This is a genomic window from Pseudomonas sp. TMW22080, from assembly GCF_022496745.1.
Classification (GTDB): domain Bacteria; phylum Pseudomonadota; class Gammaproteobacteria; order Pseudomonadales; family Pseudomonadaceae; genus Aquipseudomonas; species Aquipseudomonas bubulae.
Genome location: NZ_SCFF01000002.1, coordinates 829,621 through 846,557, shown reverse-complemented (window position 1 = coordinate 846,557; position 16,937 = coordinate 829,621). Strand labels below are relative to the sequence as shown.

At 57.0% G+C, this 16,937-nt stretch carries 13 protein-coding genes; 6 read left to right on the top strand and 7 right to left on the bottom strand.

The window, feature by feature from the left end; translation table 11 throughout:
* The first annotated feature begins 554 nt into the window (after positions 1-554).
* Positions 555-1,454 (top strand): threonine/homoserine exporter RhtA, encoded by a 900-nt coding sequence (gene rhtA / locus EQV96_RS10255; RefSeq protein ID WP_095001638.1) that lies wholly within the window; start codon positions 555-557, stop codon positions 1,452-1,454.
* 151 nt (positions 1,455-1,605) lie between these two features.
* On the top strand, positions 1,606-1,887 hold the full coding sequence (locus tag EQV96_RS10250) for a hypothetical protein (RefSeq protein ID WP_095001639.1): 282 nt from the start codon (positions 1,606-1,608) through the stop codon (positions 1,885-1,887).
* Between the two features lie 49 nt (positions 1,888-1,936).
* Here EQV96_RS10250 and EQV96_RS10245 read toward each other — a convergent pair whose 3' ends face one another.
* Together EQV96_RS10245 and EQV96_RS10240 are read right to left on the bottom strand one after the other, a co-directional pair.
* Positions 1,937-3,757 carry an aminopeptidase P family protein gene (locus tag EQV96_RS10245; RefSeq protein ID WP_240881953.1) on the bottom strand — a complete coding sequence of 607 codons (1,821 nt, stop codon included), beginning with the start codon at positions 3,755-3,757 and terminating at the stop codon, positions 1,937-1,939.
* 56 nt (positions 3,758-3,813) lie between these two features.
* Positions 3,814-4,983 (bottom strand): aminotransferase class V-fold PLP-dependent enzyme, encoded by a 1,170-nt coding sequence (locus EQV96_RS10240; RefSeq protein ID WP_240881951.1) that lies wholly within the window; start codon positions 4,981-4,983, stop codon positions 3,814-3,816.
* Positions 4,984-5,314: 331 nt separating this feature from the next.
* Here EQV96_RS10240 and EQV96_RS10235 point away from each other — a divergent pair, with 331 nt between their 5' ends.
* Together EQV96_RS10235 and EQV96_RS10230 are read left to right on the top strand one after the other, a co-directional pair.
* Positions 5,315-6,400 carry a sigma-54 dependent transcriptional regulator gene (locus tag EQV96_RS10235; RefSeq protein ID WP_240881949.1) on the top strand — a complete coding sequence of 362 codons (1,086 nt, stop codon included), beginning with the start codon at positions 5,315-5,317 and terminating at the stop codon, positions 6,398-6,400.
* Positions 6,401-6,572: 172 nt separating this feature from the next.
* On the top strand, positions 6,573-7,352 hold the full coding sequence (locus tag EQV96_RS10230; RefSeq protein WP_095001643.1) for a TSUP family transporter: 780 nt from the start codon (positions 6,573-6,575) through the stop codon (positions 7,350-7,352).
* Here EQV96_RS10230 and nudC read toward each other — a convergent pair.
* The 5 genes from nudC to gnd all read right to left on the bottom strand — a co-directional run bounded on the left by nudC (position 7,320) and on the right by gnd (position 12,433).
* Positions 7,320-8,150 carry an NAD(+) diphosphatase gene (gene nudC / locus EQV96_RS10225; RefSeq protein WP_095020880.1) on the bottom strand — a complete coding sequence of 277 codons (831 nt, stop codon included), beginning with the start codon at positions 8,148-8,150 and terminating at the stop codon, positions 7,320-7,322. The two genes, EQV96_RS10230 and nudC, sit on opposite strands and share 33 nt — an antisense overlap.
* Before the next feature lie 30 nt (positions 8,151-8,180).
* Positions 8,181-8,993, bottom strand: a complete 813-nt coding sequence (locus EQV96_RS10220) for a crotonase/enoyl-CoA hydratase family protein (RefSeq protein WP_095001645.1) — start codon at positions 8,991-8,993, stop codon at positions 8,181-8,183.
* A gap of 124 nt (positions 8,994-9,117) precedes the next feature.
* Positions 9,118-9,936, bottom strand: a complete 819-nt coding sequence (locus EQV96_RS10215; protein WP_153381242.1) for an HAD family hydrolase — start codon at positions 9,934-9,936, stop codon at positions 9,118-9,120.
* Positions 9,933-11,456 carry a glucose-6-phosphate dehydrogenase gene (gene zwf, locus EQV96_RS10210; protein WP_240881947.1) on the bottom strand — a complete coding sequence of 508 codons (1,524 nt, stop codon included), beginning with the start codon at positions 11,454-11,456 and terminating at the stop codon, positions 9,933-9,935. Before zwf ends, EQV96_RS10215 begins: the two co-directional genes overlap by 4 nt.
* A complete protein-coding gene (gnd, locus tag EQV96_RS10205; RefSeq protein ID WP_095001647.1) occupies positions 11,453-12,433 on the bottom strand; it encodes a phosphogluconate dehydrogenase (NAD(+)-dependent, decarboxylating) in 981 nt (326 codons plus the stop codon). Before gnd ends, zwf begins: the two co-directional genes overlap by 4 nt.
* 362 nt (positions 12,434-12,795) lie before the next feature.
* On the opposite strand from gnd, the gene EQV96_RS10200 reads away from it, so the two are divergent.
* Positions 12,796-14,538, top strand: coding sequence for a phosphoethanolamine transferase CptA (locus tag EQV96_RS10200; protein WP_095001648.1), 1,743 nt, complete (start codon positions 12,796-12,798; stop codon positions 14,536-14,538).
* 139 nt (positions 14,539-14,677) lie between these two features.
* On the top strand, positions 14,678-16,891 hold the full coding sequence (locus tag EQV96_RS10195; RefSeq protein WP_240881944.1) for a TonB-dependent siderophore receptor: 2,214 nt from the start codon (positions 14,678-14,680) through the stop codon (positions 16,889-16,891).
* Positions 16,892-16,937 lie beyond the last annotated feature (46 nt).

The window sequence follows — 16,937 nt, the reverse complement described above, 5'->3', positions numbered from 1 at the left end:
GTTGGTTACATCTTTGATTTCTCGCGGAGTAACTTGTGATGCTGATAATCTTGTTGACTATCAGTCTGACTCCACAAGCACCCACACGAATTGCTTGATTCAATTGTTAAAGAGCGGTTGGTCAGCTATTCGCTGTACCGAGGCGCGCATTCTACAGCAGCCTCTGTATCTGTCAAGCAGTTATTTTAAGATGTTTTCAAAGTTTCCCTTGTAACATCAACCACTTGCGCTTTCGATCTCTCGTTAGCGGGAGGCGAATTCTACAGCGTTACACGCTGCTGTCAACACCTCATTTCCTGCTTCGATGACTTGAAGCTGACACCGCCGAAAACCATCCAACTCATTGAAACCCAAGGAGTTTTCCGTTTCGACTGCGCCGGAAGTGGGGCGAATTATAGACAGTTACAATTCCGAGTCAAGCATTAATCGAAACTATTGATCTGTAAGCGCCTATAGCGTGAAAAACGCCAGAAGTTGCGCACTATATTGCACATTCTCAATCAGTTAAGCATCATGCCTGCCTTAAAGCCCCTCAAACCCAGGCACACTCCGTAATGACAAAGCTCCCCCGCAACCTGATGGCGACGCTTTTCCCTGTTGGCTTGCTGCTTATTGCCATGGCTTCGATCCAATCGGGTGCATCGCTGGCTAAAAGCATGTTCCCCATCATTGGCGCCCAAGGAACAACCAGTCTGCGCCTGGCATTCGCCAGCATTATCATGTTTCTGATACTGCGCCCCTGGAGAGCCAGGCTCAGCGCAAAATCCTTAAAAACCGTGATTGTTTACGGGATAGCACTGGGGGGGATGAATTTCCTCTTCTATATGTCATTGCGCAGCGTTCCGCTGGGTATTGCTGTGGCCCTTGAGTTCACGGGACCTTTGGCCGTGGCTATTTACACCTCCCGCCGGCCGATCGACTTCATATGGATAGGTCTGGCAATCACCGGACTGCTGCTACTCATACCCTTTGGTGAAAGCACGCAAGGAATCGACCCTGTCGGCGCGGGTTACGCGTTGAGCGCCGGGGTCTGCTGGGCACTGTACATTCTTTATGGGCAACGGGCCGGAGCGGATAATGGCGTGCAGACCGCTGCTTTAGGCGTAATTATTGCAGCACTTTTTTTCGCACCTATAGGTGTGTACCACGCTGGCGCCGCATTATTGACTCCAGGCCTGATTCCCATAGCCATTGGCGTAGCCCTTATGTCCACCGCTCTGCCCTACACACTTGAGATGATTGCCCTGACACGCATGCCAACTCGAACATTTGGCACACTGATGAGCATAGAACCCGCCTTCGGAGCACTGTCGGGCCTGTTGTTTCTGAATGAGATCTTGTCATTTACGCAATGGATGGCCATTTCCTGCATCATCATGGCTTCGATCGGGGCGACTTTAACCATGCGCAACCATTCCACACCTGTTGCTACTGACAAAAAAGACGCCAGTTGACACAGTTATTGTAATTGACTCTCATTTAAGGGATGTTTGTCACTCCAGATTCATCAGGCCGATTCAGGATACGGACATCTACAGGGGCCACGGACAGGCAGCCTCACACATGCGTATCCCGTAAACCCGATGCAAACGCTTAAGGACAGGAATGAAACGTATTTTGGTAGCTTTAGCCGTACTTGCTTTAACCGGCTGCGCTGCAACCTCCGAAACCTCCGTCAAGCATGGCAAGCGAGGCCTGCATATCAATTGTTCGGGATTGTCCTCCTCGTGGAACAAATGCTATGCCGAAGCCGACAAGTCTTGCGGCACCAAGGGATACCGGGTGATTGCCAAATCGGGTGATGCGGCCGAAGAGCCAGGGGACTACCCGTTCGGCCTTAACCCTGCGGGTTATACCAGTCGCAGCATGATTGTCATCTGCAGGTAGTAACACCTGTTGCCATGCTGTCGACCCGACCGGCAGCATGGCATCAAGATCAGCGCTTGATCGCGACGGGTGCCGTACGAACCTGCAACCACTCCAGAGCGGCGCCTGCAAGCAGCGGACTCAAACGCTCGAGAACCTGGGCGTGGTAGCCGTCAAGCCACTCGACCTCCTCACGCGTCAGCAATGACGGTTCCAGACAGCGAGTGTCAATCGGACATAGCGTCAGGGTTTCAAACTTCAGAAACACTCCAAACTCCGAATCACCCGCTTCCCGGTTCAACACCAGGTTTTCGATGCGCACCCCCCAACGACCCGGACGGTATGTCCCCGGCTCGATCGAGGTAATCATCCCCGGCTGCATTGCCGTGTGCGGCGCCGGTGCAGCCTGATAGGCGATAACCTGTGGCCCTTCGTGCACGTTCAGGAAGTAACCGACGCCATGCCCAGTGCCGTGCCCGTAATCGACGTTTTCAGCCCAGATCGGTGCCCTGGCAATCGAGTCCAGCAAAGGCGAGAGGACGCCCTTTGGAAAGCGAGCACGAGACAAAGCGATCACGCCTTTTAGTACACGGGTGCAGTCACGTTTTTGCTCATCGGTCGGCGTACCGACGGGAACCATGCGCGTGATATCGGTCGTGCCCCCCAGGTACTGCCCGCCCGAGTCAATCAACAGCAAGCCGTCACCTTCAATGACTGCATGTTCTTGTTCGGTGGCATGGTAATGGGGCATTGCGCCATTGGCATTAAACGCAGCAATGGTGTTGAAACTCAGTGATACAAACCCGGGACGACGGGCACGGGCCGCGGTCAGCTGTTCATCAATCGTCAGTTCGGTAATGCGCTCACGCCCAAAAGCCGTTTCCAGCCAGGCAAAAAACTCACACAGCGCAGCACCATCCTGCTCCATGGCCTGGCGAATATGAACGGCGTCATAAAGACTCTTTTGCGACTTGGACAGGGTCGTAGGGTTCAAACCCTCAACCAGCTTCACTTCAGGCTTCAGGTGGCCGATCAGCCCACAGGTCACGCGGACAGGGTCTACCAGCAACCGGGTAGTGGCCGGCAAGGACGCCAGCGCCGCATTGATCCCGGTGTAGTCGCACAGCTCTATGCCTTCGCGGGCCAGGGTGCCACGCAGTTCGGCACTGACCTTGTGCAGATCGACAAACAAGGTAGCCCGGGCCTCCTCGATTAATGCAAACGACACGAATACAGGGTTGAAAGAGACATCCGAGCCACGCAAGTTGAACAACCAGGCGATGTCATCCAGGGTTGCAATGAAATGCGCGTCTGCTTTGCGCTGCTTGAGTGTTTCGCGCAACTGCTGGAGCTTGTCGACCCGACTGACCGTCGCTTGTGGTGGCAAGTGCTCATACACCGGCTGCACCGGCAGTGTTGGCCGATCCTGCCAGACAAGGCCAAGCAAATCGATATCCGTGCGCAAGGTTGCACCGCGCTCCTTGAGCCGGCTTTCAAGGGTTCGTGCTGAAGCCAGGGCAAGAACGGCGCCATCAACGCTAACCGTTGCACCTTCTGGCGTTTGTTCAGCCAGCCACTCCAGAGGACCCGGCTGCCCGGGCAACAGTTTGACCAGTTCAATGGTGCTGCCACTGAGCTCTTTGCCCGCTTGCTCCCAGTAACGGCTGTCAGCCCACACGCCGGCGAAGGTCGGTGTGACAATCAATGTGCCCACTGAACCGTAAAAGCCTGACAGCCACTGACGGCCCTGCCAGTAGGCAGGCAAGTACTCCGAAAGATGGGGATCGGCCGAAGGCACGAGAAGCGCATGGATCCCGTGCTGGCTCATCACTGCCCGGGTGCGTTTCAAACGCTCCACAACAGACCCCGAATTCAACACCTGAGTACTCATTTATTCTCCTGCCAGTCACTGGTAATTATTATTCGTCGCTGATGATGGATCAGCCATCAAGGTTGGGCAACCGCCCAAAAAGGTGCGGGCGCTGCTACGCAAGCCTTGATTGCCTTTGCAGCTACATCGATGTCCTGCTCGCGGGTGAAGCGGCCAAGGCTCAGGCGGATGGTACGCCCGGCCTGGCGTGCATCATGCCCCAGCGCCAGCAGCACATGGGAAGGCGCATTGCTGGCCGAGTTGCATGCCGACGTTGCCGAGTACGCCAGCTCGCTACTCAAGACAGCGCTGTTAAAGTGTCCTTCGCTGAAGGTCAGGCTCAAGGTATGAGGAATACGTTGGGTCGGACAACCATTGCATTGCAGGCCCGGCACATCGGCCAGTTGTGCAAGCAAACGCTGACGCAATTCACGAATATGCTCCAGCTCTTCGGCAAACGACTGATTGGCCAATGCAAAAGCTGCGCCCATACCGGCAATTTGATGCGTCGCCAGCGTTCCAGAGCGCAAACCGGACTCATGCCCACCACCGTGAATCTGCGCCTGCAAGCGATCCTGTGCCCGCGAGCCCACATACAACGCGCCGATACCTTTGGGGCCATAAATCTTGTGCCCCGAAAACGACATCAGATCGACGGCCCACTCATTCAGGTCGATGGCTACTTTGCCTGCACCTTGCGCAGCATCTACGTGAAACAACGCACCATGCTCGCGCACGCGACGGCCAATCTCCGGGATGTCATTCACCGTCCCCAGTTCATTGTTGACCAGCATCAGCGACACCAGCAGCGTATCTGCCCGCAGGGCGGCGCTGACCTGATCAGCGCTGACAAGCCCGTTGGCATCAGGTGCCAGGTAGGTCACGTCAAAGCCTGCATCCTGTAAAAAACGCGCGGTATCCAGCACCGCTTTGTGCTCGATCTGGCTGGTGATGATATGCCCGCGCAACTGGCCACCGGCCTGTGCCACACCTTTCAGGGCCAGGTTGTTGGACTCGGTAGCGCCCGAGGTCCAGATGATCTGCTCCGGCCTGGCATTGATCAGTTGCGCGACCTGCTCTCGGGCCAGTTCTACCGAATGCCGGGCTTGCTGACCAAAGACGTGGGAGCCGGAAGCTGGATTGCCAAAGTTGCCTTCAAAGCCCAGGCATTCGACCATCACCTGGATGACACGAGCGTCCACGGGAGTGGTGGCCGCGTAATCGAAATAAAGAGGTCGCTTGTTCATTGTTCAAATCCACTGAGCGCTTTCCTGAATCAGGGCGTCCCTGATTGAGGATTAATGAGACCACTTGAAAATGCGGCCGTTAGAAATAACTGATTGAGCCGGGTGAAAACAGGTAAATAAGAGAAAACCCTCCCAGGCTCAATCCTAAATTAAGGAGGCCTGGAAAGCAGTGTCTTATAAAGCGCTAAAAACACGTCGCGATGCAAGTCCGATATGCAATATCGATATATAAATATGGAATTAGGTTAGTTTACGGAATAACAAAATAACTTTATAAAGCTGCCTCCGGCTTTCCTTTTGTGGGCAGAGCCCCTGTTAAAAGGAGCTGTCAATGCAGCTTTTAACATTACCTGCCACCCCGGCACTGGCCACGTCCATACGCGCCACGGCCCAAGTATTTGAAGACCCAGCGTCCAAAGCGCTGTTGACGCACTTGCAACAAATTGCCCCCAGTGATGCCAGTGTGCTGATCATTGGAGAAACCGGCACCGGCAAGGAGCTCGTTGCACGCCATATCCATCAGCTCAGCCACCGGCACCAGCAGCCATTCGTGGCGGTCAACTGCGGGGCGTTTGCCGAGTCACTGGTTGAGGCTGAGTTGTTCGGCCATGAAAAAGGTGCTTTCACGGGCGCCCTGAGTGCAAAATCCGGCTGGTTTGAAGAGGCCGATGGCGGCACGTTGTTTCTGGATGAAATCGGCGACTTGCCGCTGGCCATCCAGGTCAAGCTGTTGCGCGTCCTGCAAGAACAAGAGGTTGTGCGGCTGGGTTCGCGCAAAAGCACCCCGATCAACGTTCGGGTGCTGGCTGCCACCAACGTCAACCTGGAGCAGGCCATCGATGCCGGACATTTCCGCGAGGATCTCTACTACCGCCTGAATGTTGTCAGCCTTGCGTTGCTGCCCTTGCGCGAGCGACCTGGAGATATTCTGCCGCTGGCCCGCCACTTCCTGAAAACCTATCGCCAACGCCTGCCCCACGGGCCAACGGCCCTGAGCGAGTGCGCCGAGCAAGTCCTGGTGCATCACCCCTGGCAGGGCAATATTCGCGAGCTGGAAAACGTCGTGCACCACAGCCTGCTGCTGTGCCGCAACCAGACCATCACGGTGCAGGACCTGCGCCTGTCCCAGTCACGAAGCAGGCGCCAGGACTTGCTGACGCAACAACCGGTTCAACACACTACCCGGGATCTGTTGCAGCGCGCATTTCGCAAGCTTTTCGAAGAAGAACCGGGAGCCCTGCATGAAACCGTCGAAGACACCCTGCTGCGCAGCGCTTATGAATTTTGCCATCATAACCAGGTGCACACGGCCAAATTGCTGGGCTTGAGTCGCAACGTCACCCGCACCCGGCTGATCAAGCTCGGTGCACTATCAGTCAACGTCCGGCGGATGGATGCCGACGCTCTCGTCTATTAATAGAACACCCGCTGACGCAATTGCCTGACCATAGCGCCAAACGATCCCCATGATCGTTCATGGCGCCGTCGGGCAATCACAAAAGCCCTATCGCCGCTGTTCTCGCTTATCGGTAAGATGACGTCCTTCCCGCGCGCCTGCGCTGTACGTCCCGCCGAATTAAGTCGATCCCATGCCTTTTGAACTCAGCGTAGATTTGACCACCCTCGCCATTCTGGCCGCCGTTGCTTTTGTTGCCGGTTTTATCGATGCCATCGCAGGTGGTGGCGGCTTGCTCACCACCCCTGCCCTGCTCACCGCAGGCTTGCCGCCACATCTTGTGCTGGGGACCAACAAACTCAGTTCGACCTTCGGCGCAGCCACGGCGAGCCTTACCTTCTACCGTCGCAAACTGTTCCATCCCCGCGAGTGGAAACTGGCCATTTTCGGCACCCTGGTCGGCAGCCTGATTGGCGCAACTGCCGCCCATTACATGCCCGCAGAGTGGCTCAACAAGATGCTGCCGGTGATTGTCTTCGGTTGCGGGATTTACCTGTTGTTTGGCGGCACCCCAAAAACACCCGTCGACAACGACGCGCCGATCAAAAAGAAATGGCAATTGCCGCAGGGTCTGGGCCTGGGGTTCTATGATGGCGTGGCCGGCCCGGGCACCGGTGCGTTCTGGACTGTCAGCAGCATGCTGATGTACCCCATCGATCTGGTGAAGGCCAGCGGCGTGGCCCGCAGCATGAACTTCGTCAGCAACATTGCAGCGCTGTCGGTGTTTATCTTTTCCGGGCATGTGGACTGGATAATCGGCCTGACCATGGGCTTTGCAGTGATGGTCGGCGCTTACTTTGGCGCCCGCAGCGCGATCAGCGGCGGCGCCAAGTTTATTCGTCCGGTATTTATTACCGTGGTCCTGGGCCTGACCGTGCGCCTAGCCTGGCAGCACTGGTTCGGCATGGCCTAAGCGACGCGCCACATACAGGTCGATAAGATAGCGCGCAATCGAGCGCGACGCCGGCAACGGCGGTAATTGATGCACATTGAACCACTGCGCATCTTCTATCTCATCGGCCTGGGGCACAATCTCGCCCCCGGCATATTCCGCGTGAAACCCCAGCATCATCGAGTGCGGGAACGGCCAGCACTGGCTGCCCACATACTGGATGTTCCTGACCTCCAGCTGCACTTCTTCGCGCACTTCACGAATCAGGCAATCCTCGGCCGACTCGCCTGGCTCGGCGAAGCCCGCCAGGGTGCTGTAAACCCCCGGCACAAAGCGCGGCGAACGGGCCAGCAGCACTTCATCACCACGGGTAATCAACACGATCATGCTCGGCGATATGCGCGGGTAACTGCGCAAGTCACAGGTAGCGCAGTACATCGCCCGCTCCCTTGACACCTGCGTCATGGCCTGCCCGCAACTGCCGCAAAAACGATGTTCACGAGCCCAGGTGCCGATTTGCGCGGCATAACCCAGCACTTTATAAAGCGTGTGGTCGTCGCCCAGCATAAAGGCGCGCAAGCCCTGCCAATGGCAGCCCTCTACCTGAGCGGCGCCCTTGAGCTCCAGCAAATATACCGGCTCGCCGTCGAGGTGGCCGATGCCATGCTCGGCCAGTACCGGCAAGTTCTGGCGTTTGAGCCATTCGCGAGGGAACAGCGGGCCATTGTCATCATTCAGAAAACCGTCGGGGCCGCGCGCCACGGCCCAGCCGCCAGTCAGGTCTGTATCCAGTACTGCCGTGATCCAACGCGGTGTCATCAAGTGATCCTTGTTCAGGTTACAAAGCCTTCAATCGAGAAATTCGGGTTTCTGCTTGGTCATATGCGCCGTCATTGCCAGGCGCAGATCGCTGGATTGCAGCATCGCAGCATTCCACGTCGCAACATATTCCAGGCCATCCTCCACTCGGTGATCGCGCATATAGCCGATCATCTGCTTGGTGCCAGCAATGGCAATCGGCGATTTACTGGCGATTTCCTGGGCAATCGCCATAACGCCCTCAAGCAACGCCTGTTGATCACTGTAGACCCGGTTTACCAGGCCGATGGCGCGAGCTTCATCTGCCGCGACCATTCGCCCGGTATAGGCCAGCTCGCGGAGCATGCCATCACCGATGATACGCGGCAGGCGTTGCAGTGTCCCGACATCGGCGGCCATGCCCATATCGATTTCCTTGATCGAGAACTGTGCATCTTCAGCGGCGTAGCGCATGTCGCAGGCGGCAATCAGGTCTATCGCCCCGCCAATACAATAACCCTGAACCGCTGCCAGAACTGGCTTGCGGCACTGGTCGACGGCAGTGAACGAGGCCTGCATTTGCAGGATTTTTCGTCGCAGCATGCGGGCGTTGCGCCCCACATCCTTGCCCATTTCATTGGCCACCGACGCCAGCAGCATCAGGTCGATGCCGGCCGAGAAATGCTTGCCCGCCCCACTGAGCACCACCACGCGCACCGCGTCAGTTTCATCAATCCACTGGAAGATATCGATGATTTCGGACCAGAACGCAGCATTCATCGCATTGACCTTTTCAGGTCGATTGATCTGTACATGGGCGATATTGCCGTTCAACTCAACCTGAAAAGCCTGGTAATCGGACATAACCTGAATCCTTTGCGGGGCGCCGTCGCCGGCCGATAAGCGGCGGACTATAACAAGGCTTGCAGGCTGCAGGCAGGCCGCGATCACGCCAAAATACGGACAAAACGACCTGTCACAGCCCCCTTCAGCGCGTCAGGATAAACCGCTCGATCGCCTGGGCAACGCCATCTTCAGTATTGCTGCCGGTGACATGCATCGCCTGCTCGCGAATAGGCGCATCGGCCTGGCCCATGGCAATCGACAGCCCGGCACGCTGGAACATGGCCGGATCATTGCCGCCATCACCAATCGCCACCGTGCGCTCAAGAGGCACACCCAGGTGTTCGGCCAGCGTGGCAAGGGCATCGCCTTTATTGGCCCTGAGCGCGGTGATATCAAGATAACGGGCCTGGGAGCGGCTGGCAGAGGCCTCCCCATGCAGTAACTGCTGCAAACGCTGCTCCAGCTCGACCAACAAGGGTGCATTGCCGGTAGTGGCCACGATCTTGTCCACCCGGTGCAGGTAGGGTTCAAAACTCTCGACTACCAGCGGGGCATAACCCAGGCCCTGCTGCTCGTGGGCAACCATCGGCCCCGTCGGGTCGCGCAACAGCCACTCATCGTCGGCAAACACCCAGACCTCAACGTCATGCCCGGCCAAAAACTCGAGTGTCTTGAGTACGGCCTGGTACGGCACATGGTGGGACTGCAGCACGCTGCCATCGGCGTTGACCAGCACCCCGCCATTGAACCCGGCAGTCGGCAGCTCAACCCCCAACTGCCGGATATAATCGCGCATGGCCCGTGGCGGGCGGCCGGTAGCCAGGGTGAAATGAATGCCGGCGGCCTGCAGCGCCTTGACTGCCGCCAGGTTGCGCGGGCTGATGCTGTGATCAGGTAAAAGCAGGGTGCCATCCATGTCACACAACACCAGCTCAATCGGGTTTTGCTTCACGTCTCTCATCCTATGTTGAGCCAGACACGCCCATCGCGACCCAGCAATTCTTTAGCGGCCTCAGGACCGTCTTCACCGGCCTTGTACGGTTGCACGTCCGTTTGTTCCTGCCACGCGTCCAGAAAAGGTTGCACACCCCGCCAGCCGTTTTCAATGTTGTCCGCACGTTGAAACAAGGTCTGGTCGCCAGTAAGGCAGTCGTAGATCAAGGTCTCGTAGCCTGTTGAAGGCTGCATTTGGAAAAAGTCCTTGTACGCAAAACCCAACTCGATATTGGCCATTTTCAGCCCCGGCCCGGGTTGCTTGGCCTGCAGGTCAAACCACATGCCTTCATTGGGCTGGATCTGGATCCGCAAATAGTTGGGCTGCAACCGTTCAACGTCGGTGTCACGGAATTGCGCATAAGGCGCAGGCTTGAAGCAGATAGCGATTTCAGTGTCCCGCGCACTCATGCGCTTGCCGGTGCGCAGATAAAACGGCACGCCCACCCAGCGCCAGTTGTCGATCATCACCTTGAGCGCGACAAAGGTTTCGGTGCTGCTGTCGGCCGCCACGTTGTTTTCCTGGCGATAACCCACCACCGGCTTGCCGCCGGACTCACCCTGAGTGTACTGCCCGCGCACCGAGTTCTTCAGCGCATCCTCTTTGGACCAGGGGCGGATTGCGCCAATCACCTTGGCCTTCTCACCGCGCACCGCATCGGCACCAAAGGCCGCAGGGGGCTCCATCGCGACCATCGCCAGCAGTTGAAACAGATGGTTGGGCAACATGTCGCGCAAGGCGCCGGTGTGTTCGTAAAAACTGCCACGTGTCTCAACCCCGACGGTTTCTGCCGCCGTGATCTGCACATGGTCAATGTAATGATTGTTCCAGAAAGCTTCGAAAAGCCCGTTGGAGAAACGGCTGACCAAAATGTTCTGGACGGTTTCCTTGCCCAGGTAATGGTCAATCCGGTAGATCTGCTTCTCGCTCATGACGCTCAGCAGGCATTCGTTCAATGCCTGGGCTGTTTGCACGTCAGAGCCAAAAGGTTTTTCAATGACTACCCGGCGAAAAGCCTCCGGGGTTTCCTTGAGCAACCCGCTGACGCCCAGCCGCTGCACGACTTCGCTGAAAAAGCGCGGTGCAGTGGCCAGATAGAACACCGCATTGGCGGTGCCACTGGCGAAAATCTTCTGTTCCAGCGCCGCGTAGGTGCTGTCATCGAGAAAGTCGCCCTGCACATAGCTGATGTTCTTCGCCAACGAGGCCCATAAAGCGGCATTCAAGCCCTCGCCGTCAGGATGATCCACTTTGCTGGACGCTTCATTGCGAATGAAGTCTTCCAGCTTTTTGGCAAACCCCTCATCACTGATCGCATTGTGGTCGACGCCCACAATGCGCAGGCCACCGTCCAGTAAACCATCACGACTCAAGTTGTACAGCGCCGGCATCAGCAAGCGCTTGACCAGATCACCGTGGGCACCAAACAAAAACAGAGTGGTGGGCGGCGCAGGCTTGGCATCAGGTTTACTGGACAGATCGGTCATTTTTTAGGCGTCTCCACATGGCCGCCGAAACCAAAGCGCATGGCTGACAACAATTTGTCGCCATAGAGGCTTTGCTGGCGTGAACTGTAGCGGGCAAACAGGGCTTGCGACAACACTGGCACCGGGGTCGACTGCTCCATTGCGGCCTCGATGGTCCAGCGGCCTTCGCCACTGTCTGCGACGGCGCCCGAGTAGCCATCCAGCGGCTCATCAGTGGCCAGAGCATCGGCGGTCAAATCCAGCAACCAGGAAGACACCACGCTGCCACGACGCCAGACTTCAGCGATATCACCCAGGTTCAGGTCAAAACGCTGCTCTTCAGGCAGGTTTTCACCACCTTTCATCTTCATCAGGTTGAAACCTTCGGCGTACGCCTGCATCAAGCCGTACTCGATACCGTTGTGCACCATTTTGACGAAATGGCCAGCGCCAGCCGGGCCAGCATGGATGTAACCACGCTCGGCACGGTCATCGTCAGAGGTGCGATCCTTGGTCCGCGCAATATCGCCCATGCCTGGCGCCAGCGCTGCAAACAGCGGGTCCAGATGTTTCACGACAGCGCTGTCTCCGCCGATCATCATGCAATAACCGCGCTCCAGGCCCCACACGCCGCCCGATGTACCCACGTCAACGTACTGGATGCCTTTCTCGGCCAGCGACTGCGAACGACGAATGTCATCCTTGTAGAAGGTGTTGCCGCCATCAATGATGATGTCATCGGCGTCCAGCAACTCGCTCAAAGTCTCGATGGTGTCTTCGGTCGGCGCACCGGAAGGCAGCATGACCCAGACAGCACGGGGTTTGGCCAGGCCTGCGACCAGCGCTGGCAAATCGGCAACGGCGGTGGCGCCTTCCTGTTCCAGAGCGCTGACAAAGTCGGTATTGCGGTCAAAAACCACGGTTGTATGCCCATTGAGCATCAGACGCCGCGCGATATTCCCGCCCATACGGCCCAATCCAATAATTCCCAACTGCATGTACTGTTGCTCCCAACGACAAATAAATAGGTGTACAGCACCTCGGTGCAGCATTGCCCAAGGTGCCCGATCAGGATCAGCCCTGACACATGCTGCATAGTTTCGCACAAGCTGGAGGGCAGATTCCCGATTCAATACACTCAACAGACGGACGAAGCAGTAAAGACTGCAAAAAACGTAAAATTTTCAAGGTGCGACAAGACCGATCCATGTCTACCAGCCCGATCATGGGTGACAAAGTTTTCACATCCCCTTGGCGATACTTAAACACTTTGTGACTGCCCACTCTTGAGGCAGTACTCATGTGCTGTGCCTGGCTACATGGCACTGACCATTCAAGTAGTTATCAGCTGGAGCGCTGTATGGGGATGTTTAAACGCAGTAATACATCTGCGAAGGGATTCGATTGGGCAGGCCTTGGCTGGCTGTTCCTGTTCTTTTGGTATTTTTCCGGCATTACCCAACTGCTTATCCAGCTGACTGGCACTTCCGGGTTCTCAGGCTTTCGCCAAGCCTTTGTGATGAGTGCCATCTGGCTGGCCCCGATGCTGATGTTTCCCAGGCACACCCGGGCAATGGCGGCGGTCATTGGTGTCGTGCTGTGGGCCTGTTCGATGGCCAGCCTGGGCTACTTCTTTATCTATCAACAGGAATTCTCGCAAAGCGTCATCTTCATCATGTTCGAATCGAACATATCTGAAGCCGGCGAATACATGACCCAGTACTTTGCCTGGTGGATGGTGCTGGCATTCCTGGCACATACCGCCTTTGCGGTGTTTCTGTGGACCCGCCTGCGCCCGGTGTATTTGCCGCGCATGCAGGCCTGGGCTGCAGCGGTGGCCATATTGGTGGCGGTTATCGGCTACCCGCTGGTCAAACAGACGATCAAGCACGACAACCTGGCCACGGCCATGGAAAGCTTCGAAAGCCGTGTTGAACCTGCAGTACCGTGGCAGATGTTAGTAGCTTATCGCCGCTACCTGGAGCAACTGGACAACATGCAGGGCATGCTCGCCAGCGTCAGCAAGATCCCGCCGCTGACCAACCTCAAGGACAACGAGGCCGGCAAGCCGACTACCCTGGTACTGGTCATTGGCGAGTCCACCAACCGCCAGCGCATGAGCCTGTATGGTTATCAGCGCGAAACCACGCCAAACCTCGACAAGTTGCGCGATCAACTGGCCATTTTCGACAACGTGGTGACACCGCGGCCCTACACCATTGAAGCGCTGCAACAAGTGCTGACCTTTGCCGACGAAGAAAACCCCGACCTGTACCTGAGCACCCCGTCACTGGTCAGCGTGATGAAGCAAGCCGGTTACAAAACCTTCTGGGTCACCAACCAGCAAACCATGACCAAGCGCAACACCATGCTCACGACCTTCTCCGAGCAGGCTGACCAGCAGGTTTACCTCAACAACAACCGCAACCAGAACGCCCGCCAGTATGATGGCGACGTGATTGAGCCCTTCAACAAGATCCTGGCCGACAGCGCCCCGCGCAAGCTGATCGTGATTCACCTGCTCGGTACGCATATGAGCTACCAGTACCGTTATCCACCGACCTTTGACAAATTTGTCGACCGTAGTGGCGTACCCGCCGGTTTGAGCGATGCACAAGTACCCACCTACAACAGCTACGACAATGCCGTTCTGTACAACGATTTTGTTGTATCGAGCCTGATCAAGGACTTTGCCAAGACCGACCCCAATGGTTTCCTGCTGTACCTGTCGGACCACGGTGAAGACGTGTTCGACTCGGTCGGCCACGCGACGCTGGGCCGCAACGAGGCCAAGCCGACAGCCCCGATGTACACCATTCCGTTTATGGCCTGGGCCTCGCCCAAGTGGCGTGAAAACCATGCCTGGAATTTCGCTGCCGACCTCGGGCGACCTTACAGCAGCTCGCAGTTTATCCACACCTGGGCAGACCTGGCGGGCCTCAGTGCCGACGAACTGGACGACAAGAAAAGCCTGGTCAGCGACACGTTTGTCGCCCGCCCGCAGCTGATTGGCGACCCCTACTCGCGCCCACAAAAGGCCTTGATCGACTTCAGCCTGATCAAGCCAAAACAGCCCGCCCCTGCCAACGTGGTCCAGCAATAATCAACGTGCGGGGCGCACGGCGCGCCCCGCAGGTTTCCGACACTTCTTTACAAATAATTCTCTTTTCGCCTAACTCCGCGCCTTGTCATTCGTTTGAAGCACTGAACAACTTCATAACAACGACAAGGAGTCGGCAGCGATGTTCGCGCCAATCACCCGTTCCATGACCCTCACCCTCGGCCTCATCAGCAGCGCCGCATGCCCGCAATTACTGGCGGATACCGAGCAGGAAGAGGTCAAGAAAACGACCCGCTCACTGGAGCTGGGCACCACCAGCGTCACAGCCCAGGGCCTGGGTGCCACCACAGAAAATACCGGTTCCTACACCACGGGCTCGACCAGTACCGCGACCAAACTCAACTTGAGCATTCGCGAAACTCCGCAGTCGATCTCGGTCGTCACCCGTCAGGAAATGGACGACTTCGACCTCAACACCCTGACCGAAGCCATGCGCCATACCACAGGCATTGTGGTACAGCACAACGACTCGGACCGGGTCAGCTACTCGTCCCGCGGCTACACCATCAATAACTTCCAGATTGACGGCATGCTCAACACCTTCAGTTTTATGAAGACCGATGCCGACACCATTATCTACGACCGTATTGAAGTAGTGCGCGGCGCCACCGGCCTGACCACCGGCGCGGGCGACCCGTCGGGCACCATCAACATGATCCGCAAACGCCCTACCCACCAGTTGCAGGCCAAGGCCGGTGCTTCAGGCGGCAGCTACGACAACTATTACAGCTATGTCGATGTGGGCGGCCCGCTGGCCTTCGACGGCCGCCTGCGCGGGCGCACGGTGCTGGCCTATCGCGACAGCAAATCGTTTCGCGATATCTACGCCCTCAAGCGCGAAGTGGCTTACGGCATTCTGGAAGCCGACCTGAGCGACAGCACTGTTCTGGCCGTGGGTTACGACTACCAGGACAAGCAGGTAAAGGGTTCTTCCTGGGGCACCACACCTTACTGGACCGGCTCGGGCGACAAAGCCAATTTCGGGCGCTCGACCAACCTGGCGACTTCCTGGAGTTCATGGCCGATGAAGGACAAAACCGCCTTCGCCACCCTCGACCAGCAACTGGTCAATGACTGGCGCCTCAAAGCAGCCTACACCCATCGCACCAGCGACGCTGAAGGTAAGGTTTATTACGCCGGCGGCGGCTTCCCCAACCCCGATGGTACGGGCATGTCGGCCTATGCCAGCCACTTTATCGGCGAAGAGAAGATGAGCGCCGTTGACGTCAATATCTCGGGCACCTACCCCTTGTTCGGGCGTGATCACGAGTTGATGGTGGGTTATGGCCAGGCCAAGAACGACAACACCTCGCCCCTGATGGTTGACCTCAACCCGGACGACTACTACAACATCCCCAATTGGCAAGACATGAGCGCGATTCCCAAATATCAGGATTTCAATACCGGTATTGAAGGGACTCACGACGTCATCAAGCAGAAATCCGGCTACCTGGCCACGCGCTTTAACCTGACCGATCAATGGCATGCCGTACTGGGCACCCGGTATGGCAGCTGGCAAAGCTCCAGCACCAACTTCCCTGCCCCGAAAGTCAGCCAGACCCAAAACGATGTGATTACGCCTTACGCCGGCGTGCTGTATGACTTCACCGACGAGTTGACGGCCTACGCGAGTTATACCGACATCTTCAAGCCAACCACCAGCAAGGACGCCAGCAACTCCTACCTTGAGCCGGTGGTGGGCAGCAACTATGAGCTGGGGCTGAAGGGTAGCTTCTTGCAGGAGCGCCTCAACCTGTCGACGGCGGTGTTCTGGAGCAAGCAGGACAATGTGCCGGAAATCGATGACTCAGTACCACGCGGCCCCAAGGGCGAGGAATATTACAAATCCGGCGGCAAGGGCAACAAGATCAACGGTTTCGAAGTCGAGCTGGCCGGTGAAGTGATGCGCGACTGGAATATGCTTGCAGGCTACACCTACACCCATTCGCGCAACGCCGCAGGCCAGCGCATGAATACTGCAGCGCCTTTGAACATGCTGAAGATTTCGAGCACCTACCGCCTGCCTGGGGACTGGAATGCAATGACCGTGGGGGCGGCCGTCAACTGGCAAAGCGATATCTATCGTGCCGCCAATCGCCCGAACGGCGAGAAAAATGACAAAGGCAACCCGATTACCTTCAAGGAAGACATCACTCAGAAGTCCTACACCCTGGTCGACCTGATGGCCCGCTACAAGTTTGACGAACACGTCTCGGCATCCCTGAACGTCAAAAACCTGTTCGATGAAAAGTACTACGAAAACGTAGGTTTCTATAACGGCGTGTTCTGGGGTGATCCGCGGACGGTGAGCGTTGGCCTGGAGTGGACACTGTAGGCAGAGGAGGCAAACCTTGTAGCTCGTCAACTGCTACAAGGTTTTT